We start from the raw sequence: 26514 nt of genomic DNA, 5'->3' as shown, positions 1-26514 counted from the left end.
AACCAGGCTTATCTCTTCACGCTCCTGTGGGCAACAGTTTGTAGGGTATCAATGCCCGGCCTCGCATCGGGCAGCATAGCAGGATTTATAGCCGCTGTTAATGTGTTTACAAAAAAGCAACATTAAATACTAGCTGAATCGTTAAGGTTAATAGATTACGTTCCGTTATACCCCATAAACAAAAAAACGACCCGTAATGGATCGTTTTTTTAGATAAAAAGCAATGTATGAACGATTACTTTTTCTTCGCTTTCGCGTTCGGCAAGTCAGTGATGCTACCTTCGAAAATTTCGGCAGCCAGACCTACAGATTCGTGCAGCGTCGGGTGGGCATGGATAGTGAGAGCCAAGTCTTCAGCATCACAACCCATTTCAATCGCCAGGCCAATCTCACCCAGCAGTTCGCCACCGTTGGTGCCGACAATCGCCCCGCCGATAACACGGTGAGTTTCTTTGTCGAAAATCAGTTTGGTCATACCGTCTGCACAATCAGAAGCGATGGCACGGCCAGATGCGGCCCATGGGAAGGTCGCTGTTTCGTAGCTTATCCCTTTTTCTTTCGCTTCTTTCTCGGTCAGGCCAACCCAGGCAACTTCTGGCTCAGTGTAAGCAATAGAAGGAATGACTTTCGGATCGAAGTAATGCTTCAGACCAGAGATAACTTCAGCAGCTACGTGACCTTCATGAACACCTTTGTGTGCCAGCATTGGCTGACCAACGATATCACCGATAGCAAAAATGTGTGGCACGTTAGTGCGCATTTGCTTATCAACACGGATAAAGCCACGGTCATCCACTTCAACGCCGGCTTTGCCTGCATCGAGATTTTTACCGTTAGGTACACGGCCGATAGCAACCAGTACCGCGTCATAACGTTGTGGCTCGGTTGGCGCTTTTTTGCCTTCCATCGTCACATAAATGCCGTCTTCTTTGGCTTCAACAGCGGTGACTTTAGTTTCCAGAATCAGGTTAAATTTCTTACTGATACGCTTAGTAAAGACTTTAACAACGTCTTTGTCTGCAGCTGGAATCACCTGGTCAAACATTTCAACCACATCAATATCTGAGCCCAGGGCATGGTAGACTGTACCCATTTCCAGACCGATGATACCACCACCCATGACCAGCAGGCGTTCAGGCACGGTTTTCAGCTCGAGAGCATCAGTGGAGTCCCAAATACGAGGATCGTGATGTGGGATAAATGGCAATTCAATTGGACGAGAACCCGCCGCAATGATTGCATTATCAAAGTTAACGGTTGTTGCGCCATTTTCACCTTCAACCACCAGGGTATTTGCACCGGTAAATTTAGCAACACCATTAACGACTTTAACTTTACGACCTTTAGCCATACCAGAAAGGCCACCCGTCAGTTGGGTGATAACTTTCTCTTTCCAGGTACGGATTTTGTCGATATCTGTTTTTGGCTCACCGAAAACAATGCCATGTTCAGCCAGCGCTTTCGCTTCTTCGATCACTTTAGCAACGTGCAGTAAAGCTTTAGAAGGGATACAGCCAACGTTCAGACAAACACCGCCCAGGGTGCTGTAACGCTCAACCAGAACGGTTTCCAGACCCAGGTCTGCACAACGGAAAGCAGCAGAGTAACCTGCAGGGCCTGCCCCAAGTACCACGACCTGAGTTTTGATTTCAGTACTCATCATGACCTCTTAATTGGTTTCCGGCAGCCTGACGTTAAATCATTATCCTAACGTCTATTCTCCACCGGGACGTTCTATCCATCGCTATTTTACAAAATGGGTAACATTTTTGAAACAACAAACGGCAAAACGTCTTAGATATGCATCCGTTAATCTCAGATAACTTGATGAGATTAACAGAAAAAAGCCGGCCGTCTGGCCGGCTTCGTCAATTACATCACCAGACGGCGAATGTCTGACAGCGTGTTATTGATAATGGTAATGAATCGAGCCCCATCCGCACCATCGATAACACGGTGGTCGAAGGAGAGCGAGATTGGCATCATCAGACGCGGTACAAACTCTTTACCGTTCCAGACAGGCTCCATCGCCGACTTGGATACACCAAGAATGGCCACTTCTGGCGCATTGACGATTGGGGCAAAGTGGGTCGTACCGATACCACCCAGACTGGAGATAGTGAAGCACCCACCCTGCATATCACCAGCGGTCAGCTTACCAGCACGTGCCTTTTTAGAGACTTCCAACAGTTCCCGTGACAATTCAATGATGCCTTTCTTGTTCACATCTTTGAATACTGGCACAACCAAACCGTTTGGCGTATCAACAGCCACACCGATATTGATATATTTCTTCAGTGTCAGTCTTTGAGCATCTTCAGACAGAGAGCTGTTAAAACGAGGCAACTGCTCAAGAGCGGCTGCAACAGCTTTCATGATAAAGACGACTGGGGTGATTTTCACGTCCAGTTTACGCTTCTCAGCCTCAACGTTTTGCTGCTTACGGAAAGCTTCCAGATCAGTGATATCTGTTTTATCGAAATGCGTAACATGTGGGATAACGACCCAGTTACGGCTCAGGTTAGCACCAGAGATTTTCTGGATACGACCCAATTCGACTTCTTCAACTTCACCAAACTTGCTGAAATCAACTTTCGGCCATGGCAGCATGCCTGGGAGACCGCCACCGCTAGCTGCTGGAGCCGCTTCAGCACGTTTAACCGCATCTTTAACATAGGTCTGAACGTCTTCACGCAGGATACGGCCTTTACGTCCGGTTCCTTTGACTTTCGCCAGGTTAACACCAAACTCACGCGCCAGGCGGCGAATCAGTGGTGTTGCGTGAACGTAGGCATCATTCTCAGCGAACTCAGACTTGCCTTCAGCTTTCGCCGCTGGGGCAGCTGATTGAGCCACAGGGGCTGGTGCAGCCGCAGCCGGGGCCGCTGCTACTGGTGCAGCACCTTCAACTTCAAAGACCATAATCAGTGAACCCGTAGAGACTTTATCACCCACGGCAATTTTGATCTCTTTTACGGTACCGGCAAATGGCGCAGGAACTTCCATGGAGGCTTTATCGCCTTCCACTGTGATCAGCGATTGTTCAGCGGTAATTTTGTCGCCGACTTTAACCATCACTTCAGTCACTTCAACTTCATCACCACCAATGTCAGGCACATTGACATTCTTCGGCCCGGATGCAGCCGCTGCGGCGGCTGGAGCTGGTGCTGCGGCAGCCGGAGCTGCTGCTGGAGCAGCGCCTTCCACGGCGAAAACCATGATAAGTGAACCCGTAGAGACTTTATCGCCAACAGCAATTTTGATCTCTTTCACGGTACCAGCAAAAGGTGCCGGAACTTCCATGGACGCTTTATCGCCTTCCACGGTGATCAGTGACTGTTCAGCTGTAACGGTATCGCCAACTTTAACCATGATTTCAGTGACTTCAACTTCATCACCACCGATGTCTGGTACGTTGACATCTTTTGCAGCACTGGCTGCAGGGGCTGCTGGTGCGGCTGATTTGCTCTCTTCTGCTTTAGCTGGCGCAGCGGCTGCTGCACCTTCAGCAGAATCAAAAATCATAATCAGTTTGCCGGTCTCAGTTTTATCACCCACAGAGACTTTGATCTCTTTAACAATACCCGCTTGTGGGGATGGAACTTCCATAGAGGCTTTGTCGCCTTCTACGGTAATAAGCGATTGTTCAGCTTCAACTTTATCGCCTACTTTGACCAGAATTTCGGTAATTTCAACTTCATCAGAACCGATGTCTGGTACTTTGATTTCGATAGCCATTATCTATATACCTCTTACGCCAGACGTGGGTTTACTTTATCTGCATCGATATTGAATTTCTTGATAGCGTCAGCTACCACTTGCTTATCGATCTCACCACGTTTAGCCAGTTCACCCAGCGCCGCAACAACCACATAAGAAGCATCAACTTCAAAGTGGTGACGCAGATTTTCACGACTGTCAGAACGACCGAAGCCATCAGTCCCCAGAACACGATAGTCACTGGCAGGAATGAAGTTACGGATCTGCTCTGCAAACAACTTCATGTAGTCGGTGGAAGCGACTGCAGGCGCTTCACTCAGAACTTGTGCAACATAAGGTACACGTGGTGTTTCAGTTGGGTGCAGCATGTTCCAGCGTTCACAATCCTGGCCATCTCGTGCCAGTTCAGTGAAGGAGGTTACGCTGAAGACATCAGAACCAACACCGTAGTCATTTGCCAGAATCTGTGCAGCTTCACGTACGTGGCGCAGGATGGAACCAGAACCTAACAGCTGAACTTTACCTTTGCTGCCTTCCAGAGTTTCGAGTTTATAGATACCTTTACGGATACCTTCCTCTGCCCCTGCTGGCATAGCCGGCATGTGGTAGTTTTCGTTCAGCGTAGTGATGTAGTAGTAGATGTTCTCTTGTTTCTCACCATACATACGCTCCAGACCATCATGCATGATGACAGCCACTTCATAAGCATAAGATGGGTCATAAGAGACGCAGTTAGGAATGGTCAGCGACTGAATATGGCTATGGCCATCTTCATGCTGCAAACCTTCACCATTCAGCGTTGTACGACCGGAAGTACCACCTACCAGGAAGCCACGCGCTTGTTGGTCACCTGCAGCCCAGCACAGGTCGCCGATACGCTGGAAACCAAACATGGAGTAATAGATATAGAATGGAATCATTGGCAAGTTGTTAGTGCTGTAAGATGTCGCAGCAGCAAGCCATGAAGAACCGGCACCCAGTTCGTTGATCCCTTCTTGCAGAATCTGACCTTTTTCGTCTTCTTTATAGTAAGCAACCTGCTCACGATCCTGCGGGGTGTACTGCTGGCCGTTCGGGCTATAAATACCAATCTGACGGAACAGGCCTTCCATACCAAAGGTACGTGCTTCGTCCGCAATGATAGGAACCAGGCGATCTTTAATACCGCTCTTCAGCATTACGTTCAGGGCACGAACAAAGGCGATGGTGGTAGAAATTTCTTTGTTTTGCTCTTCCAGCAGCTGTTGGAAATCTTCAAGCTTAGGCAGCTCCAGCTTCTCAGAGAAGTTTGGATGACGAGCTGGCAGATAACCGTTCAGCTTTTCACGCTGACCATGCAGATATTTGTACTCTTCACTGCCTTCTTCAAACTTAACATAAGGCAAGTTTGGCAGTTCAGCATCAGAAACAGGAACATTGAAGCGGTCGCGAACGTAACGCACGCCATCCATGTTCATTTTTTTCACCTGGTGAGCAATGTTCTTACCTTCTGCGGTCTCACCCATGCCGTAACCTTTAATGGTGTGAGCCAGGATAACTGTCGCTTTCCCTTTAGTGTCTTGTGCTTTTTTGAAGGCTGCGTAAATTTTCTTCGGATCATGACCACCACGGTTCAGTGCCCAGATCTGCTCATCAGTCCAGTCAGCAACCAGGGCTGCAGTTTCTGGATATTTACCGAAGAAGTGCTCACGAACATAGGCACCATCTTTAGATTTGAAGGTCTGGTAGTCACCGTCGACAGTCTCGTTCATCAGCTGAACCAGTTTACCGCTGGTGTCTTTACGCAGCAGTTCGTCCCAACGTGCACCCCACATAACCTTAACAACATTCCAGCCAGCACCTTCAAAGATACCAGCCAGTTCATTAATGATTTTGCCGTTACCGGTTACCGGGCCATCAAGGCGCTGCAAGTTACAGTTGATAACAAAGACCAGGTTATCCAGTTTCTCACGGGTCGCAATAGTGATTGCGCCTTTAGATTCTGGCTCATCCATCTCGCCATCACCGAGGAAAGCATAAACTGTCTGTTTAGACGTATCTTTAAGGCCACGGTGTTCAAGATATTTCAGGAATTTAGCCTGATAGATCGCACCAATCGGGCCCAGACCCATAGACACCGTTGGGAACTGCCAGAATTCAGGCATCAATTTCGGGTGCGGATAAGAAGATAGACCATTACCGTGAACTTCCTGACGGAAGTTATTCATCTGATCTTCACTCAAACGACCTTCAAGGAACGCACGGGCATAAACCCCAGGGGAAATGTGCCCCTGGAAGTAGACCAGATCGCCACCATCAGTTTCACTGCGCGCACGGAAGAAGTGGTTAAAGCACACTTCATAAATGGTCGCAGAAGACTGGAAGGACGACATATGCCCACCCAGTTCAAGATCTTTTTTAGACGCTCGCAGCACAGTCATAATCGCGTTCCAGCGAATAGCTGAACGAATACGACGCTCCAGATCCAAATCGCCCGGGTATTCCGGCTCATCCTCAACAGCTATCGTGTTGATATAGTTGCCGGCACCAGTACCTGCGGCGACTTGCACGCCACCTTTACGGGCTTCAGACAACAGTTGGTCGATGAGATACTGAGCACGCTCAACACCTTCTTCACGGATGACCGATTCGATCGCCTGGAGCCAGTCGCGAGTTTCGATCGGATCCACGTCATTGTGTAAACGTTCTGACATGGGGGGATTCCTTATCTGTGTTTAATACGTTAATTATCTGGAACCTGTCTTATTGCACTCTACTAACAAAACACAATAAGACAGGTTCTACCTTTAATTGCCGTGCACTAAAAATAGTGCTTAATCCTTTCTTTGCTGAACAAGACGAAGCGAGCGTTCACGACGACTCTGCTCACGACTACGTTCCAGCAATATTTCCTCAATAAATGCCAGGTGACGGTGCGAGGCTTCTCTTGCCTGCTCCGGCTGGCGCGCCATAATCGCCGCAAAAATACTGGCGCGATGGCTACTCACTTGCGCCAGCATTTCACGACGCGAGTAAAGTAATTCAAAATTCTGGCGAACATTTTGTTCGAGCATCGGCTCCATACAACGGAGTAAATGGAGTAAGACGACATTATGGGCAGCTTCCGTGACAGCAATTTGATACTGCATGACAGCATCAGACTCTGCATCACTGTCACCGGAGGCCTGTGCCGCATTAATAGCACGGTGGCAATAGCTGATACGCTCGAGGTCTTCATCCGTTCCACGCAGGGCCGCATAATACGCAGCAATACCTTCCAGAGCATGACGCGTTTCAAGCAAGTCAAACTGGGATTCAGGATGATCAACAAGGAGTTCTACGAGCGGGTCGCTCAGGCTTTGCCACAGGCTATTTTGTACAAAGGTACCGCCCCCCTGGCGACGAAGCAGCAAACCCTTCGCTTCCAGACGCTGAATAGCTTCACGTAATGAAGGGCGCGACACATCAAATTGTTTTGCCAGTTCACGCTCAGGAAGCAGTTTTTCCCCCGGGCGTAGTGTCCCTTCAAGGATAAGCGCTTCTAGCTGCTGCTCAATCACGTCGGACAATTTTGGTTGGCGAATTTTGCTGTAGGCCATCGTACCCTATCTTTGCCGGTAGCTCAGAGTTAATTGGTAAGACCAATTATCAGTTCTTGACGGTAAAAGTAACAAAGTATTCACCTTCTGTCCATAAAGGTTTGACAGGAAACCATCATGTCAGGGCATTTATCGCAGGGCATAAATAAAGCATATTTTCGGGTATAACCCAGCCCGGGCCACGAAACTGCCTGCCGATATCCTTCAATACCCCTTCGTTGTGCTGAGTATAGGGGGATTCCCTCTCGTTTCATGTACCTATTCCCTTATTTCCCTGCATAAAGCAGGTGCAAACGCTGCCATTTAACACTATTCTTGGCTTTGCGGAAGTCATAATCGCAAAATAAGAAAACCAGAAGCGTAAAGAAAAAATTACACTCTGTGGATTAATACAACAACATAAGCGGCTCAGTCGCACCAAGCTATTGTCACGAGGTTTAATAATGGAAGGTCAACAGCATAACGACACGCTGAAGCGCGGCCTTAAAAACCGCCATATTCAGTTAATCGCGCTGGGTGGAGCTATTGGCACCGGGCTATTTTTGGGTAGTGCATCCGTTATTCAGTCTGCCGGCCCGGGGATTATTCTAGGCTATGCTATTGCTGGATTTATCGCTTTCTTAATCATGCGTCAATTGGGTGAGATGGTAGTAGATGAACCCGTAGCCGGTTCATTCAGTCATTTTGCCTATAAATATTGGGGGCCTTTCGCTGGTTTCGCTTCTGGCTGGAACTACTGGGTATTATACGTCCTGGTCGCAATGGCAGAACTGACGGCAGTTGGTAAATATATCCAGTTTTGGTGGCCTGAGATCCCAACCTGGATTTCAGCAGCAGCCTTCTTCGTGATTATCAATATTATCAACCTGAATAATGTTAAAGTATTCGGCGAGATGGAATTCTGGTTTGCCATTATTAAAGTCGTTGCCGTTATTGCGATGATTCTGTTTGGCGGCTGGTTATTGTTCAGCGGTCACGGCGGCCCACAAGCATCTGTCAGTAACCTTTGGGATCAAGGCGGCTTCTTACCTCATGGAATGACTGGCCTGGTCATGATGATGGCCATCATCATGTTCTCTTTCGGTGGTCTGGAGCTGGTGGGGATAACTGCCGCAGAAGCCGATAATCCGGAAAAAAGCATTCCTAAAGCTACTAACCAAGTTATTTATCGTATTCTGATTTTCTATATCGGTTCTCTGGCTATCTTGCTTTCTCTTATGCCCTGGACCCGCGTCACCTCAGAAACCAGTCCATTTGTCCTTATTTTTCACGAGCTGGGTGATAATTTTGTAGCGAATGCCCTGAATGTTGTTGTTCTGACGGCAGCACTGTCCGTTTATAACAGCTGTGTTTACTGTAATAGTCGTATGTTATTTGGCCTGGCACAACAGGGAAATGCGCCAGCAATCTTGAAAAAAGTGGATAAACGTGGGGTGCCCGTTAATACCCTGCTGACGTCAGCTGCATTTACCGCCCTGTGTGTCTTGATCAACTACCTGGCACCTAACTCAGCATTTGGTATTTTGATGGCGCTGGTTGTTTCCGCCCTCGTCATTAACTGGGCGATGATAAGCCTTGCCCATATCAAATTCCGTAAAGCAAAACAGCAACAGGGGGTAAAAACCCGCTTCCCGGCACTGATCTATCCATTCGGGAACTGGGTATGCTTACTCTTTATGGCCGGCGTGCTGGTTATCATGCTAATGACACCAGGAATGGCTATTTCTGTCTGGTTAATCCCGGTATGGATTGCCGTTTTAGGCGCAGGCTATTGGATTAAAGAAAGAAAACGGGACATCAGCAAGGCCTAGTCTTTTAAGGTTTTTTTTCGTTGAGTCAGGCAGGGCTGGCAGGAGAGATTCTCTCTGCCAGCCTTTTTATAATTAAACCAGCGTGCCATAAATTGTCAGTAATGAAACCACAACAACAATCACCAGAGAGGCTTTTTTCGCCATTGAAACAGCGGCTTTAGGCGTTTTAATCCTGTCGTGGTGAGGCTCACGTGCGAGAGAATACTGAGCCAGCTGTGTCAGCACCTGATACTGGGAGGTATGGAAATCGGTCAGGGAGGCGAACCAGGCCGGTAATGCCTTCTCTCCATGCCCCAACAAGGCATAAACAATTCCCACCAGCCGCACGGGCACCCAGTCAACCACATGCAGAATAGACTCAATACCGGAACGCAGGCGGTCATGTGGGGTGTGAAAACGCGCCAGCCAAGTTTGCCATGCCCGTAAAAATGCATACCCCACCAGCAGTACAGGCCCCCAGGCTCCCCCAATAACTAACCAGAACAATGGCGCCAGATAATAACGAAAGTTAATCCATAACAGGGCATTCTGTAATGCCTGCAGATACTCCCTTTCACTGCACTCTGGTTGCACCCCGTGAATCAGCGTGAGTTCACTCGCCATAGCGTCATAAGCATCGGCATCCCCATGATTCGCTGCTTTAAGATAAGCATGATAGTGTAAACGCACCTGTCCGGCGCCGATGCACAACACCCCCAAGGCTACCCAGAACAGTAATAATGGGAAGTTGAACAGTATGCCATCAAGCATTTCCATTATCAGGAAGACCACCAGCATGCAGAGCCCGGTCATGACCAGGGTTCCTGCCAGGGAAAAGCGCTTAATTCGCTTAAATACGCTCCCGAGTCGGCTATCTAATTGCCAGTGTTCACCCGTTTTAAACAACCGTTCGCAGCTTAACACCAGCAACAGAGTAAACAGTGTCATGGGCTTTCCTTATCTATTATCCGGTTAATATGCTGATGAAAGTAATCCCAGTCAAACGAGGGGCCAGGATCGGTTTTACGAGTCGGAGCAATGTCACTGTGCCCAGTCATGTGTTCTGCTATCTGGGGATAGTGCTTTATAAGTAATGCTGTCAGCGTCGCGAGCTGCTGATACTGGGCTTCGGTATAGGCCACAGTATCGGTGCCTTCAAGCTCAATACCAATGGAAAAATCATTACAACGCTCACGCCCCTGATACTGGGAAACTCCCGCATGCCAGGCCCGTTTATCAAATGGAACGTATTGAATAATCTCACCATCACGGCGAATCAGGCAATGGGCTGATACTCGTAACTGGGCAATACCCGCAAAATAAGGATGGACCCGGGGGTCTAACGTGCCGGTAAACAGGGCATCAATATATGGCCCGCCAAACTCCCCCGGTGGCAAACTGATATTATGTACCACCAACAGAGATGGTGGCTCTTCTTCCGGGCGAAGGTCAAAATGTGGGGAAGGTACATGTTTAGTATCCGATAACCAACCGTCTTTCAGCTGCATGCTGGCTCTCCTTTGAGTGGTACTTAATATCGCTTCAGAGTAGCATGAAACATTACTCACTTATTCATTTGGAGTCTTATCATGCCACCGCGCATTTATAATCCCGACCACAGACGTGAGGAGCTTCTGGAGCGAATGACGCTTGATATTCCGAGAGCGGTTTCTGAAGCGCTGCGTGAAGACTTAGGAGAAGATGTTAATCCTGACAATGACATTTCTGCTCAACTCTTACCTGCGGACAGTCATTCTCATGCGGTGGTGATCACAAGGGAAGAGGGTATTTTCTGTGGTAAACGCTGGGTAGAAGAGGTGTTTATTCAGCTGGATAAACGTGTGGAACTTACCTGGCACATTGATGATGGTGACGAAATAACCCCGAATCAGCCATTGTTTGAACTGCAGGGCCCTGCGCGTATTTTATTAACCGGGGAACGAACTGCTCTCAATTTTGTTCAGACGTTATCAGGAGTCGCCAGTGAAGTTCGTTCTTATGTAAAATTGCTCGAAGGCACCAGAACACGCTTGCTGGATACCCGTAAAACCGTACCCGGCCTGCGTACAGCATTAAAATATGCAGTACTCTGTGGTGGTGGCAGTAATCATCGTCTCGGCTTGTCAGACGCCTATCTGATTAAAGAAAATCATATTATCGCGTCAGGCTCGGTACGTGAAGCAATAGAGAAAGCCTTCTGGATGCATCCTGAAGTCCCCGTTGAGGTGGAAGTTGAGTCACTGGAAGAACTGACCGAAGCACTCAACGCCGGTGCGGATATCATTATGCTCGACAATTTCGACATTGAACAAATACGTCAGGCTGTGGCAATAGCCCGCGGTAAAACACGCCTTGAAGTCTCAGGCAATGTCACGAAAGAGACGCTCCGTACTTTTGCTGACACCGGTGTTGACTATATTTCCATCGGTGCAATAACCAAGCATATTCGGGCCATCGATCTTTCCATGCGCTTCAAATAACATCATCAGGCAGGGTGAGGTTTTCCCCACCCTGCCTGATTAATTTCGTCATCGATTCCATTTTTATTGTTTTACTCTGCAACAGATCCTGATTTCATTGAAGTCCACTCTGGTTTCATTTTTTGTCATCTGGTTATCGTTAGCATCACCTGCCAGGGTATCGCTAACACACTAACTGGAGTAGACAATGCTTTATCAGAAAGGATTCACGTTAATTGAGCTGATGGTGGTCATCGCTATCATCGCCATTCTAAGTGCCATCGGCATTCCCGCCTATCAAGGTTATATCAGCAAAGCAGCACTGACGGATATGCTGCAGACTTTTGGAACATACCGTAATGCCATTGAGCTTTGTGCATTAAATCACGGTGGTCTGGAACAGTGTAATAGTGGCAGCCATGATATCCCCCACTCTTCCACTACCCGCTATATCAGTGAGATGAATGTCACTCAGGGTACCGTGGTTCTGGCCGGGCGAGAAAGCCTGCAGGGGTTGATGGTGGTGCTCACTCCACACTGGCGCAATACCGATGCCACCATACAATGGAGCCGCAACTGTATTGCACCTGACAACACCAAACTGAGTCATACCTGTGAAGAGGTATTTCGTTTTGATGATGCGACTGATGGCATGATGCGATGAAAATGTCCTCCACCCTTCACGACACTTGTCGGCAGCATAATGCATTACTGTTGGATGTCACTGATGTGGCGCTGAAAATTGCCACATCGAGTCTGACAGGAGAACCTTTACTCTCCGAATTACGTGACATTAGCAGTAAAGCCATTCATGTAGATATTTGGCCTGCTCGCCGTATCGAGTTATGGCAGGCGGCCTGTAGTCTGGCGGCCAATAAAGAGGTATCAGGACACTCACTGACCAACCTGTTAAATGAAGTATTAAGTTCAGCGATTCAACAACGGGCTTCTGATATTCATTTTGAACCGGGGCAAATGGCCTACCGTATTCGCTTGCGTATTGATGGTGTTTTGCAGCCACAACCGCCTTTGCCTTGCTCCGTAGCAGCCCAGATCACTGCCAGACTCAAAGTACTCGCGAGCCTGGATATTGCAGAAAAGCGCCTGCCTCAAGACGGGCAATTTGATTACACAGAAGGCAAAGATCACGTCTCATTTCGTGTTTCAACACTGCCTTGCCGTCATGGTGAAAAACTGGTTCTGCGCCTGATGCAAAAAACCACAACGCCTTTGAATATAACGGCATTAGGCATGCCGGGGAGAGAAGCGGCTCTCTTTCACCAGGCCCTCACCTCACCCCAGGGCTTGATCCTTATTACCGGCCCTACGGGGAGCGGTAAAACAGTCTCACTGTATAGTGCTCTGACTCAGCTCAACCAAGTACATCGCAATATCTGTACGGTTGAGGACCCAGTAGAGATCCCTTTTAATGGCTTAAACCAGACTCAGCTTCATGTCAAAGCAGGCCTGACTTATAGCACCTTACTACGGGCACTCCTGCGCCAGGATCCCGATATCATCATGATTGGTGAAATTCGGGACAGCGAAACGGCGAAAATTGCCGTTACAGCGGCACAAACAGGGCACCTGGTGCTCTCCACTTTACATACCGATTCCACTATCGGCACGCTGACACGTCTTGAGCAACTTAATATTCCCCGGGAGATTCTGGCTTCCAGTTTGCGCCTCATCATTGCACAGCGGTTAGTCAGAAAGCTCTGCCCACACTGTCGTTCAAAAAGTGACACTCCTGTAGAGCATCCCCCCTTGGGAATCTCTGTCCCCACAATACACTGGCAGGCCAAAGGATGCCGTCACTGCTATGGCGGTTACTATGGCAGAACCGCGCTGTTCGAGGTGTTATCGGTCTGTGGCGTACTTAAACGCTTAATCACCCAGGGAAGCTCCCCAGAGGAACTGGAAAGCGTCGCAAAGGACAAGGGGATGATGACCTTGCTTGAAAACGGCTTTGATGCTGTGGCTCAGGGGATCACCAGCAGGGAAGAGCTCGAGCGCGTATTAGGCCAGTGCAATGATTAATACCCTGCTCTGGCGCTGGAAAGCGATTGATAATAAAGGCGTATTGAAGAAGGGACTCATACTTATTAACAGGCGGGTTACGCTAAAAGACCATCTGGCAGAACACCAGTTGCTGCTGATCTCTGCACGGCGGGACTGGGGAAGGTTATTCACTCGCTGGTCAATGCCCCATAAAATTGAGTTGATGAAACAGATAGCACTCTTGCTTCAGGCCGGGCTCACTCTCACGGATGGATTATCTTTAATCGCTGAACAACATTCCCGGCCTCACTGGGTGGCTCTGTTGCAAGATCTGAAAAGACAGATTGTCAGGGGGATGCCCTTTGCTGAGGCATTACAAACCTGGCCACAAATTTTCCCGCCGCTGTTTGTTGCTCTGATTCATACAGGAGAGCTCACAGGGAAGCTTTCAGATTGTTGCCACCAACTGGCAATGCAGCAGGAACAACGCTACCTGTTACATAAAAGGGTCCATAAAGCACTGCGCTATCCAATACTGATTGGACTGGTAACTATACTGGTGAGTGCAGGTATGCTGTGCTTTGTATTGCCAGAATTCGCTCAAATATATCAGTCATTTAACACCCCACTCCCCCCACTGACTCAGGCTATTATTACCGGCGCTGAACAGTTAACGACCCTGGCCGTGCCGGGTACATTATCAGCAACACTTATCGGAACAGTATTTATTTTTTTCCGTAAACGTGCGCCACACTGGCAAATACAGGAGCAGCGAATATTGCTGAGGGTTCCTTTTATCGCGCCGTTATGGCGAGGGCATATACTCAGCCAAATCTTCGCCGTTCTGACAATGACACAGCATGCAGGGATTCCGCTATTAGAAGGCATTGTCGCTGCTGAAAAAACAATCCCGCAGCCACTTTGGCGTCAGCAAATCAATCGTATAAAACAACAAATAGCCGAAGGGATGCCTTTTTGGCAAGCCCTGGGCACCAGCCGTTGCTTTACTCCCCTATGCCGGCAGCTGATTCGTGTTGGTGAAGAATCTGGTGAACTGGATTTAATGCTGAATCGCCTGACACAATGGCATACTCAACAAACCCTGGAGCAAGCAGACAATTTAACGGCAATGCTTGAGCCTCTTTTGATACTGGTGGTCGGCGGGATTATTGGTTTGCTGGTGATAGGGATGTATTTACCCATTTTCCATTTGGGGGACGTCATGGGTTAAAGAAATGGCGCAGTGATACTGCGCCATAAGCGGCAATTACAGGCTGTTAAAAACGCGGTTTTCCTGCTCTGCAACGCGAATAAAGGTCGTACGCTTGGTCAGTTCCTTCAGGCGGGACGCTCCCACGTAAGTACAAGCAGAACGCAATCCACCAAGAATATCCCGGGCTGTATTCTCTACCGGGCCACGCAATGGCAGTTTAACGGTTTTACCTTCAGCTGCACGGTACTTAGCCACCCCACCCACATGACGGGTCATGGCGGATTCTGAGCTCATACCGTAGAACAACATGAATTTCTCGCCATTCTCTTCCACGATGGAACCACCACTTTCGTCATGCCCTGCCAGCATACCACCCAGCATGACAAAATCAGCACCGCCACCGAAGGCCTTCGCGACGTCCCCTGGCACGCTACAACCACCATCACTGACGATTTGCCCACCCAGTCCGTGTGCCGCATCAGCGCATTCAATCACAGCAGAGAGCTGTGGATAACCGACGCCAGTTTTAACCCGAGTCGTACAAACTGAACCGGGACCAATACCTACTTTCACTATATCTGCACCACGAAGTACTAGCTCTTCGCACATTTCCCCGGTCACGACATTACCAGCGCAAATGACTTTGTCAGGCCAGGCATCACGCGCTTTACTCACAAACTGAGCAAAATGTTCGGAATAGCCGTTCGCCACATCGATACAGATAAATTTCAGTTTCGGTGTCAGTGCCAGAATCTGTCGGGTTTTAGCAAAATCTGCATCGGATGTACCGGTGGAAACCATGACATGTTTTAACTGGTCTTCAGAAGACGTCTGAATAAACTGCTGCCACTGTTCAACGGTATAATGCTTATGGACAGCGGTCAGAATATCAAAAGAGGCCAGGACACGAGCCATTTCAAAAGTGCCAACCGTGTCCATATTTGCTGCAATAATAGGCACGCCTGACCAGGTCAGTCCTGAATGTTTGAAGGTAAATTGACGTTCGAGTTCAACATCAGAACGACTTTTCAGAGTGGAACGTTTTGGGCGGATAAGAACATCTTTAAAACCTAATTTTAAATCTTCTTCAATACGCATGTAGCAAATTCCTGGGTCGAATGGCAGTGAACAGAAGCAATACGTTCGGCGAAATAACAGCCAACTCCAGTGACTCTATCATACGCAGTAATAATGGCTTCGCAAGACTGCGAAAATACTCTTTTTTACGTTACAATCGTTTAAATTTATCCAAGGAATAGTCATTGGCGCTCTTGCGTTTTTGTGGGCTGTTTTTAAATTATTAATAATATAATCAGTTATCTAACACCATGCACTACCGTGTTCGGATAGCAAAAAGATGGCAACACAGCCTCTATCCAGGCACTGAGCCACACCGCATCGAACGCTATGACGGATAATTGAAAATAAACAACAAGGGACGGTTCAATGAAATATACCGTGGCTCTGACGGGCGGGATAGGCAGTGGAAAGAGTACTGTGGCAGACGCATTTTCCCGGGCAGGCATTACTGTTATCGATGCCGATATCATAGCACGCCAAGTGGTTGAACCTGACCAGCCAGCCCTGGCGCTAATTCATCAACATTTCGGCCCCGATATTCTATTGCCTGATGGGGCACTTAACCGCCGTGCCCTGCGTGAAAAAATTTTTAGTTCTGCTGAGGATAAACACTGGCTAAACACGCTGCTACACCCATTAATACATCAGCGTACACGTGATAAAATTGAGCAAGCGATATCACCGTATGTCTTGTGGGTCGTACCGCTATTAGTAGAAAATAATCTACAAGGGAAAGCCGATCGCGTACTGGTGGTTGATGTTCCTGTAGAACGCCAAATAGAACGCACCATGAAGCGAGACCACGTGTCTCGTGCACATGCCGAACAAATTTTAGCCGCACAAGCCAGCCGTGAGCAGCGCCTCTCTGTCGCCGATGATATTATTAATAATAATGGTAGCCCAGAGGCAATTGAGCAGCGGGTTGAAACCCTGCACCAGCAGTATCTGATGCTGGCTTCCAGAGCCGCACAACAGGACATAGAATGATGATCACTGAGGTTCTTTTTGAACACCCGTTAAATGAAAAAATGCGTACCTGGCTGCGTATTGAATTTCTTATCCAGCAACTCAATAGCGTTTTGCCTGTGAATAACAGCGCAAAGGCACTCTATTTTTTTCGTAATATCGGCGAATTACTCGACGTTTTTGAACGCGGGGAAGTTCGCACCGAAATTCTTAAAGAGCTTACAAGACAGCAGCGTAAATTGTTGAACTGGTCTGAAGTTCCGGGTGTGGACGAACAACGTATTTCCCTGTTACGCAGTCAACTGGAAAGCTGCGCTAGCGTACTCATGTCTGCGCCACGTGTCGGACAACTGTTAAGGGAAGACCGCCTGATTGCTTTAGTGCGCCAGCGTCTGAGTATTCCCGGTGGTTGCTGCAGTTTTGATATACCGACGCTACATCTTTGGCTTCATTTACCCCAGGAAAGCCGTGACAGCCAGGTTTCACAATGGCTTGTCAGCCTCGTACCTGTACAACAAGCGCTGGATTTGATCCTTGATATCATCCGTAACTCAGCCCCGTACCGTAAACAAACAAGCTTAAATGGTTTTTATCAAAACAATAGCGACGAAGCTGATCTGTTGCGCCTGAAACTGGATATGAGTGAACCTATTTACCCACAAATATCGGGGCATAAAAATCGTTTCGCTATTCGTTTTATGCCTGTAGATGCTGAACATGGTGTTGTGCCAGAGCGCCTGGATTTTGAGTTAGCCTGCTGTTAAGGAGTGATAATGCGTCAAGATGAAACCACTGTGGTGCCCTGCCCTGGCTGTGGTAAAAGTGTGCCCTGGAATGAGAGCAGCCCTTATCGCCCGTTTTGCAGTAAGCGCTGTCAGCTCATTGATTTAGGCGAATGGGCTGCTGAAGAGAAAGTGATCGCAGGGAGCCAGCTGCTCTCCGACCAGGATGAGTGGAGCGAAGACTCAGGGAAAGATCAGTTCTGAGCCAATTTTTGAATAATTAATCCGTTAGCTGGCGGAAACTCGTCAGCTAGCAATTCGTTCTGCTTCACCCAACGACCAGGCTGCCCTTCTTTACCCCAAGGTTCACCTTCCCATTGTTCAACCAAATAAAACCACAGCGTAATGTGCCGGTCAGGAAATTGATGTTCAATAGTCTCAAATAACTGATAACCCGTTGCCTGAATTCCGGTCTCTTCGCCTAACTCACGAACCAGTGCCTGCTCTGGCGACTCTCCGGCCTCAATTTTCCCCCCAGGAAACTCCCATTTATTGGCCATATGGGCATCAGCTGGACGCTGAGTAATAAAAATTTCACCTTGTGAATTGCGAATGATACCTGCTGCTATTTGTCGTATTTTCACATTTTCTACCTTTATCAAGACCCCTTTTCACCTCACAGGCACAGATTACCCGGGATAAGCGCCAGTATCTGTCCCTGAAGCGGCGGCGTTCTCTCTTTATAAAAATAAACAGGAGGGAAAACATGTTTTCCCTCCTGCCTTTGGCCTCAGCAAATGCCCTTAGTCAGCACTATGAATAGCGCTAATGCTTAACTCAAACGACCGTGACACTGCTTATATTTTTTACCTGAACCACATGGGCATGGGTCATTACGACCGATTTTACGCTCACCGGTTTCAGCTGCCAGTGACTGAGCTGCGAGTGTATCGTCATCCACATGACTCAATTGCTGCATGCTAGCCAGACGCTCCGCTTCTTCACGACGTTCGGCCTCCATCGCTTCGACTTCTTCTGGCAGACGTACCTGAACTTTACTTAAGGTACTGATCACTTCGTATTTCAGAGACTCAAGCATGGCAGCAAACATTGAGAAGGACTCACGTTTGTATTCTTGCTTAGGATCTTTTTGCGCATACCCACGCAGATGGATCCCCTGACGCAGGTAGTCCATCGCCGCCAGGTGCTCTTTCCACAGTGAGTCAAGCGTCTGCAGCATCACGCCTTTTTCAAAATGACGCATTGCTTCAGCACCGACAATCTCTTCTTTACGGCGATACAGTTCCAGCGCTTGCTGATGGATACGTTCGCGTAACGTCTCTTCATGCAGTTCGGGTTCTTTATCCAGCCACTCTTTGATGGGCAGATCAAGATCAAAGTCATTTTTAAGACGATCTTGCAAGCCTTCAACATCCCACATCTCTTCCAGAGACTGTGGTGGGATATAGGTATCAATAGTGGCTTTAAATACATCGTCACGGATACTGTCAATGGTTTCACTCACATCCGCCACGTCAAGTAATTCATTACGCTGGGTATAAATCGCACGACGCTGGTCGTTGGCAACATCATCATATTCCAGCAGCTGCTTACGAATATCAAAGTTGCGGCTTTCAACTTTACGTTGTGCATTAGCGATGGCTTTAGTGACCCAAGGGTGTTCAATCGCTTCGCCAGGTTTCATCCCCAGTTTACGCATCATGTTAGAGACACGATCTGAAGCAAAAATACGCATCAGCGCATCTTCCATGGAGAGATAGAAACGCGAAGAACCAGCATCCCCTTGACGCCCTGCACGACCACGTAACTGGTTATCAATACGACGGGATTCATGACGTTCAGTACCGATAATATGCAAACCACCTGACGCCAGAACCGCATCATGACGGATTTTCCAGTCAGCCTTGATCTGCTCAATTTGTTCCGGTGTTGGGTTTTCAAGCTCGGCGACTTCTGCCTGCCAGCTCCCCCCTAACATAATATCCGTACCACGGCCCGCCATGTTGGTGGCAATGGTGACGGTGCCCGGATAACCTGCATGAGCGATAATACCGGCTTCGTTGGCGTGGAATTTGGCGTTCAGAACGTTATGCTTGATACCCGCTTTAGTCAGCTCTTGAGAGACGACTTCTGATTTTTCAATCGAGATAGTCCCCACCAGTGAGGGTTGTCCCTGAGCGGTACGCTCTTTAATATCTTCGATAATCGCCGCAATTTTATCGGCTTCAGTCATATAGACCAGATCCGCCATATCTTTACGAATCATTGGGCGGTTAGTCGGCACAACAATGGTGTCAAGCTTATAGATAGAGCTAAACTCGAAAGCTTCTGTATCAGCGGTACCGGTCATACCTGCCAGTTTCTGATAAAGGCGGAAATAGTTCTGGAAGGTAATAGAAGCCAGTGTCTGATTCTCATTCTGAATATCAACACCTTCTTTCGCTTCTACTGCCTGGTGCAAACCATCGGACCAGCGACGTCCTGACATGGTACGCCCCGTATGCTCATCGACAATAATGACTTCACCGTCTTTAACGATATAGTCAACATCGCGCGTAAATAGCGCATGGGCGCGCAGAGCAGCTGTCACATGGTGCATTAGCATGATGTTCGTTGGGGAGTAAAGTGACTCGCCCTCTACCATCATGCCCTCTTTAACCAGCAGCTCTTCAATCAGGATCAAACCACGTTCAGTCAAATGAACCTGACGCGATTTTTCGTCTACCGAGAAATGGCCTTCGCCTTTAAAGGTATCTGAGTCCTCTTTTTCCTGACGAACAAGATGGGGGATAATCTTGTTCACTTTCTTATAGAGCTCAGAGCTATCCTCTGCTGGACCAGAAATAATCAGCGGGGTTCGTGCTTCATCAATCAGGATGGAGTCAACTTCATCCACCAGGGCATAATTTAACTGACGCTGTACACGTTCTTCAGGGCTGAAAGCCATGTTGTCACGCAAATAGTCAAAACCGTATTCGTTATTGGTCCCGTAAGTAATATCCGCAGCATAGGCAGCACGTTTTGCTGGCGCGGGCATACCCGGCAAGTTAATACCCACACTCAGCCCCAGAAACTCAAACAACGGGCGGTTATTTTCAGCATCACGTTGAGCCAGATAATCGTTCACGGTCACCACGTGTACACCTTTCCCAGTCAAACCATTCAGGTAAGCAGGCAAAGTTGCAGTGAGGGTTTTACCTTCACCGGTGCGCATTTCAGCGATACAGCGTTCATTCAGTACCATACCGCCCAATAACTGAACATCAAAGTGACGCATGCCAAAAACGCGTTTACTGGCTTCACGGACAACAGCAAAAGCTTCCGGCAACAGGCTTTCCAGCGTTTCACCTTTTTCAATACGGGCACGAAACTCATTGGTCTTCGCTTTCAGCTCATCGTCTGACAGCTTTTCCATTGCAGGTTCCATCGCATTAATAACCGCGACCTGTTTACGCATCCGGCGCAGGCTGCGATCGTTACGACTACCAAAAACTTTAGTTAATAATTTGATTAACATAATAAATTCTCAAATGCATCCGTCTTTACGGGTAATAATTAAGGTAATAATAAGAGTATAAATTAGCTAAGACGGAGGGGGCCGGCCCGGATACCTTGCAGCTGACGGATCCAAGTCACGGTATTGAAGATATCCGCTTCAGATAATGTCTGACGTGCCGTATGGCGCACAAGAACAGGAGGTTTTCCCTCCTGAGTCAGTAAGATACTGAGAGAATCAAGCAGAGCAGAATGTTGAGCCTTAAGGGGCTCATTCTGATCAGAAATGGATAACGCCTGTGGCACCATGGCGAAAGAGAGATGGCGAATAACGGTGCGAATCGCATGCTGGTGCCAGTAGTCAACGTTAAACGAAGCCCGTCTGGTATTTTCCTGTAGCAGAATAAGGCTATCGAATCTGACCTGACGAAGGGTATTATGGCCCGTCGTTGATGTGGCAGCAGAAACCCCCGGCTCCGTATTACCGCTAAGCGCAGGCAAGCCGAGTCCAGCCGCCACCATCCCCAACAGGAGGTGAGGCCAGAAATAACGTCTGCCAAATTGTCGCCAACGATTTAGAATAGTGATCAATTTTTCCGCCGGAGTTTAATACATGCGTGACAGTCGCCCGCAATCCCTGGATAATTTTTTCGACGAAAGCAGTCAAGACAGCATGTTACAAAATATCCAGCAACGTGCTGTCGCCCTGCTACGCTTAAATCGAGCAATACAGGGGATCCTCCCCGCACAGCTACACCCCTGGTGTCGGGTCGCCAACTTTCGTCAGGGCATTCTAGTCATAGAAACGGCCAATGCCAGTTGGCTAATGCGTCTACGTTATGAGCAACCAGCCCTGCTTAGTGCATTACGCGCCCAAATACTACCATCATTGACATCAATCGACATCAGGATTAATCCATCACTGGCGGGAAAAAGGGTAGAAATAGTACAAGAAAACAACACTCAAACTAATAATACCGTATACCGGGTTAATCGTCAGCTAAGTGAGCAGAGTGCAGATACGTTACTTGAAGTGGCAAAGCGGAGTCCGGAAAAGCTAAAAAAAGCCATAGAACGACTGGCTTCCCTGGCCGGAGAGAGTGCCAGTAAAACCAGTCGTAATAGATAACTTACCTGTTATGCCAGCACCAGGTTAGGTGCCTTAAATGCCAGTGGCAACTCGGCTTCATCTTCAAAGGTCGCCCATTCCCAGGCTTCCTGTTTCGCCAGTACAGCTTGCAGCAGTTTATTATTCAATGCGTGCCCTGATTTATAGGCATTAAACGCACCAATAATATTGTGACCACACATAAAGAGATCGCCGATAGCATCCAGCATTTTGTGACGCACAAATTCGTCTTCAAAACGCAAACCATCTTCGTTCAATACGCGATAATCATCCACTACGATAGCACAGTCAAAGCTGCCACCGAGGCACAGGCCACGGGACTGCAGGTATTCGATATCACGCATAAAACCGAAAGTGCGGGCACGGCTGATCTGGCGCACAAAAGCATCAGCAGAAAAATTCATGCTGTAATGCGACGTGCTGGCATCAATCGCCGGATGGTTAAAGTCAATGGTAAAATCCAATGAAAAACCATTGTATGGCAGCATTTCTGCCCATTTGTCGCCATCTTCCACACGTACCGCTTCCTTGATACGCAAGAATTTTTTGGCAACATTCAGTTCGTCAATTCCGGCATCAAGCAACAGATAGACAAAAGGTGCCGCACTGCCATCCATAATAGGAATTTCTGGTGCGTCAACTTCAATAATAATGTTGTCGATACCTAACCCAGCCAGTGCTGCGTTAAGGTGCTCTACCGTTGAAATCCGTACATCATGCTCATTTACCAGGCAAGTACAGAGCATGGTATCACGCACGGATTTGGCATCAGCCGGAAAGTCTACCGGTGGGTTCAAGTCTGTGCGACGATAGATGACCCCGGTATTTGCCGACGCAGGGCGTAACGTCAATGTGACTTTCTTGCCGGTATGTAAACCGACACCAGTCGCCTGAACGATACGTTTCAATGTCCTTTGTTTGATCATCGTATAATCTCGCAAAATTGCTGTTCTAGCCGTAAGTGTACATCACATACGGGACACTACTTTAGCACAAAGAGCGAATTATCCCAAGATCCGGTTTATTCTTAGTCAGCTTGTTTGCGTAAAAAAGCTGGAATATCCAGATAATCAGGTTCTTTTGTTGCCTGAGGTGTATTGTCATTAACGACTTTACTCACTGGCTTTTGCTCTTGTGTCAATGGAGCCATACCGTGCTGCTGGTAACGATCCATAATCGGTTGCTGAGTCTGTTTGTTCGTCACCAGGGTAATTTCCGGACGTTTGTCCATACCAATACCGGTAGCGACAACTGTCACGCGCAGCTCATCATTCATCTCTGGATCAAGAGAGGTACCGATAACCACGGTGGCGTTATCAGAAGCGAAAGCACGGATAGTGTTACCCACCGTTTCAAATTCATCCAGACGCAGGTCAAAGCCCGCAGTGATGTTAACCAGCACACCACGCGCACCGGACAGGTCGATATCTTCCAGTAACGGGCTGGAAATGGCCATTTCAGCAGCTTCTTCAGCACGGTCTTCACCGCTCGCAACACCTGAGCCCATCATGGCATAGCCCATTTCAGACATCACTGTGCGCACATCAGCAAAGTCGACGTTCATCAGACCCGGACGAGTAATCAGTTCTGCAATACCTTGCACCGCGCCTTTTAGCACGTCATTGGCAGCACCAAAGGCATCCAACAGCGAAATTCCGCGGCCTAATACTTTTAGCAGTTTGTCATTCGGAATGGTGATCAGAGAGTCAACGTGTTTGGATAACTCCGCAATCCCCTGTTCAGCAAATGCCATACGCTTCTTGCCTTCAAAATTGAAGGGCTTAGTGACGACAGCAACAGTCAGGATACCTAAATCTTTGGCGACTTCAGCAACCACAGGAGCAGCGCCAGTACCGGTACCACCACCCATACCTGCAGCGATAAAGACCATATCTGCGCCATCAAGTGCTGCGCGTAACGCTTCACGATCTTCTTCCGCAGCATTACGACCAACTTCAGGGTTCGCACCGGCACCCAGACCTTTGGTAATTCCATTACCTATTTGTATAGTCTGTCCTACTGCAGTTTTACGTAATGCCTGGGCATCAGTATTGACCGCGAAGAATTCAACGCCTTCGATGCGCTCACGCACCATGTGTTCAACGGCATTACCGCCGCCGCCGCCGACGCCGATGACTTTAATCACCGCATCATTGGTCAGTTCCATAGGTTCAAACATAATTTCTCTCCGTTTACGCCTGTTGCCTGAAGCCGGAATACTCACCGGCCTCTTACAAAAAATTAAAACTCTTTTCTCAGCCAGCCATTAAGGCGTTTAAACCACGAGCCAACTGAGGTCCTTTTTTCTACTTCAGCCTCACCACTGAGATGTGACTCTTTGCCATAGTGCAGCAACCCGACTGCCGTTGAGTAGTAGGACTCCTGGGCATAGTCTGTAAGGCCAGTGATATTTAATGGCTGCCCAATTCTTACCTGCGTGTGGAAGACACGCTGGGCACAGGCAGCCAATCCTTCAATCTGTGCAGCACCACCCGTCAGTACAATACCGGCAGCCAGATGATGTTTAACGCCTTGCTGACGAAGCTGTTCTTGTAACTGCAAAAGCTCTTCATTTACCAGATTAAGGAGCTCGGTATAACGTGGCTCAATAACCTCAGCTAATGTTTGACGTTGCAAGCTGCGTGGTGGCCGTCCACCAACGCTTGGCACTTCAACATTTTCATCTTTACCAACAATGGAACCGAGCGCACAACCATGACGGACTTTAATGGCTTCTGCGTCACTCGGGGGGGTACCAAAAGCGTAAGCGATATCACTGGTCACCACATTCCCGGCATAAGGAATGACTTTGGTGTGGCGCAAGGCACCACCTGTATAGACAGCCATATCCATAGTACCGCCGCCAATATCAACGACACAGACCCCAAGTTCACGTTCATCTTCGGTTAACACGGCATAGCTTGCGGCCAGGCCGGCAAAAATAAGTTGGTCAACTTTTAGACCACAACGTTCCACTGCCTTGACAATGTTTTTTGCCATATCGTTATGGCAGGTAATCAGATGCACTTTCGCCTGCATTCTGACACCAGACAGGCCGACTGGATTTTTAATGCCTTCTTGATAATCAATAGCATACTCTTGTGGAATCACATGCAAAACACGATGTTCATCTCTGACACGCACAGATTTTGCGGTATGGACGACATTTTCCACATCTTCCTGGGTCACTTCTTCTTCTGAGATAGGCACCATACCTATCTCATTTTGACAGCTAATGTGTTTCCCGGATAGAGCAAGATAAACTGAAGATATCTGACAGTCTGCCATTAATTCAGCCTGGTCAATGGCGCGCTGTACGCATTTCACCACCGACTCAAGATCATTGACACCACCCTTATCCATTCCTCGGGATGGACAACTCCCCACACCGATAATATTTACCACACCGTCAGGCAGAACTTCCCCTACTAAAGCGGCAACTTTGGCTGTGCCAATCTCCAGTCCCACTACCAGTTTTCTGTCCGTCGCCTTAATCATTGTTATTCTACCTGTACCTGATTCTGTTGCTTGTCCGAATTAGGGTCCGGTTTAGGAAGCGCTTCCCACCCAACCGCTGCACCTGAGTCATAACGCAGATCAACGTAAGTTATCTTTTTGTTATCCGCCTGCGCCTGTTGCTCCAACAGCGGGTAGAGTTCGATAAAACGTGCCAGACGTTTCATGGTGTCTCCCCGACCGAGATTAAGTTGTATGCCATTATTTAACGTCAATTGCCAGGAACGACGCGCCGTCATGGCGACAGCTTTCAAGGTAAATTTATCTTTTGCCAGAATAACCCCCATATCACGATAACCTTGCAGTACTTCATTTTCACTGCCTTCTGGTCCCGATAAACTGGGCAATTCTTGCTGTCCGCTATTACGTGATGATGGAATACTAAACACACTACCTTGTGCATCAACCATATGCTGGTCATTCCATCGCGTAAGCGGCACAAATTCAACCAGATGAATCTTTAATTTGTCTGGCCATTGCTTTCTTACACTTGCTTGTTTTATCCAGGGCAGACGTTCTATCTGCTGCTGAATAATATTCACGTCCTGGGTCATAAAGGTGCCCGGCGGCCCCAAGGACAAAATAGACTGCCTGATATCATCGTTACGTGTGTAATGCCTGTCCCCGGTAACCACGAGTTTTGATAGTGGTAAACGCTGTGCGTCTTCCATCCAGTTCACTACCATAAACGCCCCGACGAAAACCGTCAGTAACACAATACACAGAAAAACGATCCCAGCAAGGCGGGAGCCGTTACTGTGCCCTGAGCCTGAGCCTTTCTCTTCATCAGGTCGCTGGCGTGAATTCAGTGCAGCCTGGGACAT

General features: G+C 48.2%; 23 protein-coding genes. 9 read left to right on the top strand and 14 right to left on the bottom strand.

The genetic code is table 11. The annotated features are described in order from the left end of the window. Positions 1-235: 235 nt before the first annotated feature. The 4 genes from lpdA to pdhR all read right to left on the bottom strand — a co-directional run bounded on the left by lpdA (position 236) and on the right by pdhR (position 7298). On the bottom strand, positions 236-1660 hold the full coding sequence (gene lpdA, locus JK154_RS08925) for a dihydrolipoyl dehydrogenase (RefSeq protein WP_211992263.1): 1425 nt from the start codon (positions 1658-1660) through the stop codon (positions 236-238). A gap of 212 nt (positions 1661-1872) precedes the next feature. Beyond that, a complete protein-coding gene (gene aceF, locus JK154_RS08920) occupies positions 1873-3738 on the bottom strand; it encodes a pyruvate dehydrogenase complex dihydrolipoyllysine-residue acetyltransferase (RefSeq protein ID WP_211992163.1) in 1866 nt (621 codons plus the stop codon). A gap of 14 nt (positions 3739-3752) precedes the next feature. Next, positions 3753-6413, bottom strand: a complete 2661-nt coding sequence (gene aceE, locus JK154_RS08915; protein ID WP_211992162.1) for a pyruvate dehydrogenase (acetyl-transferring), homodimeric type — start codon at positions 6411-6413, stop codon at positions 3753-3755. 120 nt (positions 6414-6533) lie between these two features. Further along, the gene (gene pdhR, locus JK154_RS08910; protein ID WP_211992161.1) at positions 6534-7298 is read right to left on the bottom strand and encodes a pyruvate dehydrogenase complex transcriptional repressor PdhR; all 765 of its coding nucleotides are present in this window, start codon (positions 7296-7298) and stop codon (positions 6534-6536) included. Positions 7299-7738: 440 nt separating this feature from the next. Between pdhR and aroP the strand changes: the two genes are divergently transcribed. Beyond that, the gene (gene aroP, locus JK154_RS08905) at positions 7739-9109 is read left to right on the top strand and encodes an aromatic amino acid transporter AroP (RefSeq protein ID WP_211992262.1); all 1371 of its coding nucleotides are present in this window, start codon (positions 7739-7741) and stop codon (positions 9107-9109) included. 72 nt (positions 9110-9181) lie between these two features. Here the strand turns inward: aroP and ampE are convergent, their stop codons facing one another. Then, positions 9182-10036: a beta-lactamase regulator AmpE gene (gene ampE, locus JK154_RS08900; protein ID WP_211992160.1), complete on the bottom strand. Its 855-nt coding sequence runs from the start codon at positions 10034-10036 to the stop codon at positions 9182-9184. Beyond that, positions 10033-10596, bottom strand: coding sequence for a 1,6-anhydro-N-acetylmuramyl-L-alanine amidase AmpD (ampD, locus tag JK154_RS08895; protein ID WP_211992159.1), 564 nt, complete (start codon positions 10594-10596; stop codon positions 10033-10035). The genes ampE and ampD overlap by 4 nt, the downstream gene beginning before the upstream one ends. An 81-nt stretch (positions 10597-10677) precedes the next feature. On the opposite strand from ampD, the gene nadC reads away from it, so the two are divergent. The 4 genes from nadC to hofC all read left to right on the top strand — a co-directional run bounded on the left by nadC (position 10678) and on the right by hofC (position 14779). Further along, positions 10678-11568, top strand: a complete 891-nt coding sequence (nadC, locus tag JK154_RS08890; RefSeq protein ID WP_211992158.1) for a carboxylating nicotinate-nucleotide diphosphorylase — start codon at positions 10678-10680, stop codon at positions 11566-11568. A 187-nt stretch (positions 11569-11755) separates the two neighbouring features. Beyond that, positions 11756-12211 (top strand): prepilin peptidase-dependent pilin, encoded by a 456-nt coding sequence (ppdD, locus tag JK154_RS08885; protein WP_211992157.1) that lies wholly within the window; start codon positions 11756-11758, stop codon positions 12209-12211. Between the two features lie 2 nt (positions 12212-12213). Continuing rightward, positions 12214-13587, top strand: a complete 1374-nt coding sequence (gene gspE, locus JK154_RS08880) for a type II secretion system protein GspE (protein WP_211992261.1) — start codon at positions 12214-12216, stop codon at positions 13585-13587. Further along, positions 13580-14779 (top strand): protein transport protein HofC, encoded by a 1200-nt coding sequence (gene hofC, locus JK154_RS08875; protein ID WP_211992156.1) that lies wholly within the window; start codon positions 13580-13582, stop codon positions 14777-14779. Before gspE ends, hofC begins: the two co-directional genes overlap by 8 nt. Positions 14780-14815: 36 nt before the next feature. Here hofC and JK154_RS08870 read toward each other — a convergent pair whose 3' ends face one another. Further along, a complete protein-coding gene (locus JK154_RS08870; protein WP_211992155.1) occupies positions 14816-15859 on the bottom strand; it encodes a GMP reductase in 1044 nt (347 codons plus the stop codon). A gap of 348 nt (positions 15860-16207) precedes the next feature. Between JK154_RS08870 and coaE the strand changes: the two genes are divergently transcribed. From coaE to yacG, 3 genes are read left to right on the top strand one after another with little or no spacing between them, the layout of a single operon-like run. Continuing rightward, a complete protein-coding gene (gene coaE, locus JK154_RS08865) occupies positions 16208-16828 on the top strand; it encodes a dephospho-CoA kinase (RefSeq protein ID WP_211992154.1) in 621 nt (206 codons plus the stop codon). Then, entirely contained in the window at positions 16828-17571 is a 744-nt protein-coding gene (gene zapD / locus JK154_RS08860) for a cell division protein ZapD (RefSeq protein WP_211992260.1), read from the top strand. Before coaE ends, zapD begins: the two co-directional genes overlap by 1 nt. 9 nt (positions 17572-17580) lie before the next feature. Next, positions 17581-17793 (top strand): DNA gyrase inhibitor YacG, encoded by a 213-nt coding sequence (yacG, locus tag JK154_RS08855; protein WP_211992153.1) that lies wholly within the window; start codon positions 17581-17583, stop codon positions 17791-17793. On the opposite strand, the gene mutT is transcribed toward yacG, so the two are convergent. The 3 genes from mutT to secM all read right to left on the bottom strand — a co-directional run bounded on the left by mutT (position 17784) and on the right by secM (position 21636). Continuing rightward, positions 17784-18173: an 8-oxo-dGTP diphosphatase MutT gene (mutT, locus tag JK154_RS08850; protein ID WP_211992152.1), complete on the bottom strand. Its 390-nt coding sequence runs from the start codon at positions 18171-18173 to the stop codon at positions 17784-17786. The genes yacG and mutT overlap by 10 nt on opposite strands. Positions 18174-18361: 188 nt before the next feature. Further along, entirely contained in the window at positions 18362-21067 is a 2706-nt protein-coding gene (secA, locus tag JK154_RS08845) for a preprotein translocase subunit SecA (RefSeq protein ID WP_211992151.1), read from the bottom strand. Positions 21068-21129: 62 nt separating this feature from the next. After that, the gene (gene secM / locus JK154_RS08840; RefSeq protein ID WP_211992150.1) at positions 21130-21636 is read right to left on the bottom strand and encodes a secA translation cis-regulator SecM; all 507 of its coding nucleotides are present in this window, start codon (positions 21634-21636) and stop codon (positions 21130-21132) included. A 22-nt stretch (positions 21637-21658) separates the two neighbouring features. Here secM and JK154_RS08835 point away from each other — a divergent pair, with 22 nt between their 5' ends. Then, complete coding sequence (locus JK154_RS08835) at positions 21659-22174, top strand: DciA family protein (protein WP_211992149.1); 516 nt, start codon at positions 21659-21661, stop codon at positions 22172-22174. 8 nt (positions 22175-22182) lie between these two features. On the opposite strand, the gene lpxC is transcribed toward JK154_RS08835, so the two are convergent. From lpxC to ftsQ, 4 genes are all read right to left on the bottom strand, one after another. After that, positions 22183-23100, bottom strand: a complete 918-nt coding sequence (lpxC, locus tag JK154_RS08830; protein WP_211992148.1) for a UDP-3-O-acyl-N-acetylglucosamine deacetylase — start codon at positions 23098-23100, stop codon at positions 22183-22185. A gap of 101 nt (positions 23101-23201) precedes the next feature. Further along, complete coding sequence (gene ftsZ / locus JK154_RS08825; RefSeq protein WP_211992147.1) at positions 23202-24353, bottom strand: cell division protein FtsZ; 1152 nt, start codon at positions 24351-24353, stop codon at positions 23202-23204. Positions 24354-24415: 62 nt separating this feature from the next. Continuing rightward, complete coding sequence (ftsA, locus tag JK154_RS08820; RefSeq protein ID WP_211992146.1) at positions 24416-25672, bottom strand: cell division protein FtsA; 1257 nt, start codon at positions 25670-25672, stop codon at positions 24416-24418. Positions 25673-25674: 2 nt separating this feature from the next. Then, complete coding sequence (ftsQ, locus tag JK154_RS08815) at positions 25675-26514, bottom strand: cell division protein FtsQ (protein WP_211992145.1); 840 nt, start codon at positions 26512-26514, stop codon at positions 25675-25677.

The sequence above is a fragment of the Citrobacter sp. JGM124 genome (genome assembly GCF_018257795.1).
In the GTDB taxonomy this organism is placed as follows: Bacteria; Pseudomonadota; Gammaproteobacteria; order Enterobacterales; family Enterobacteriaceae; genus JGM124.
This window is presented reverse-complemented; position numbering and strand designations above follow the sequence as displayed.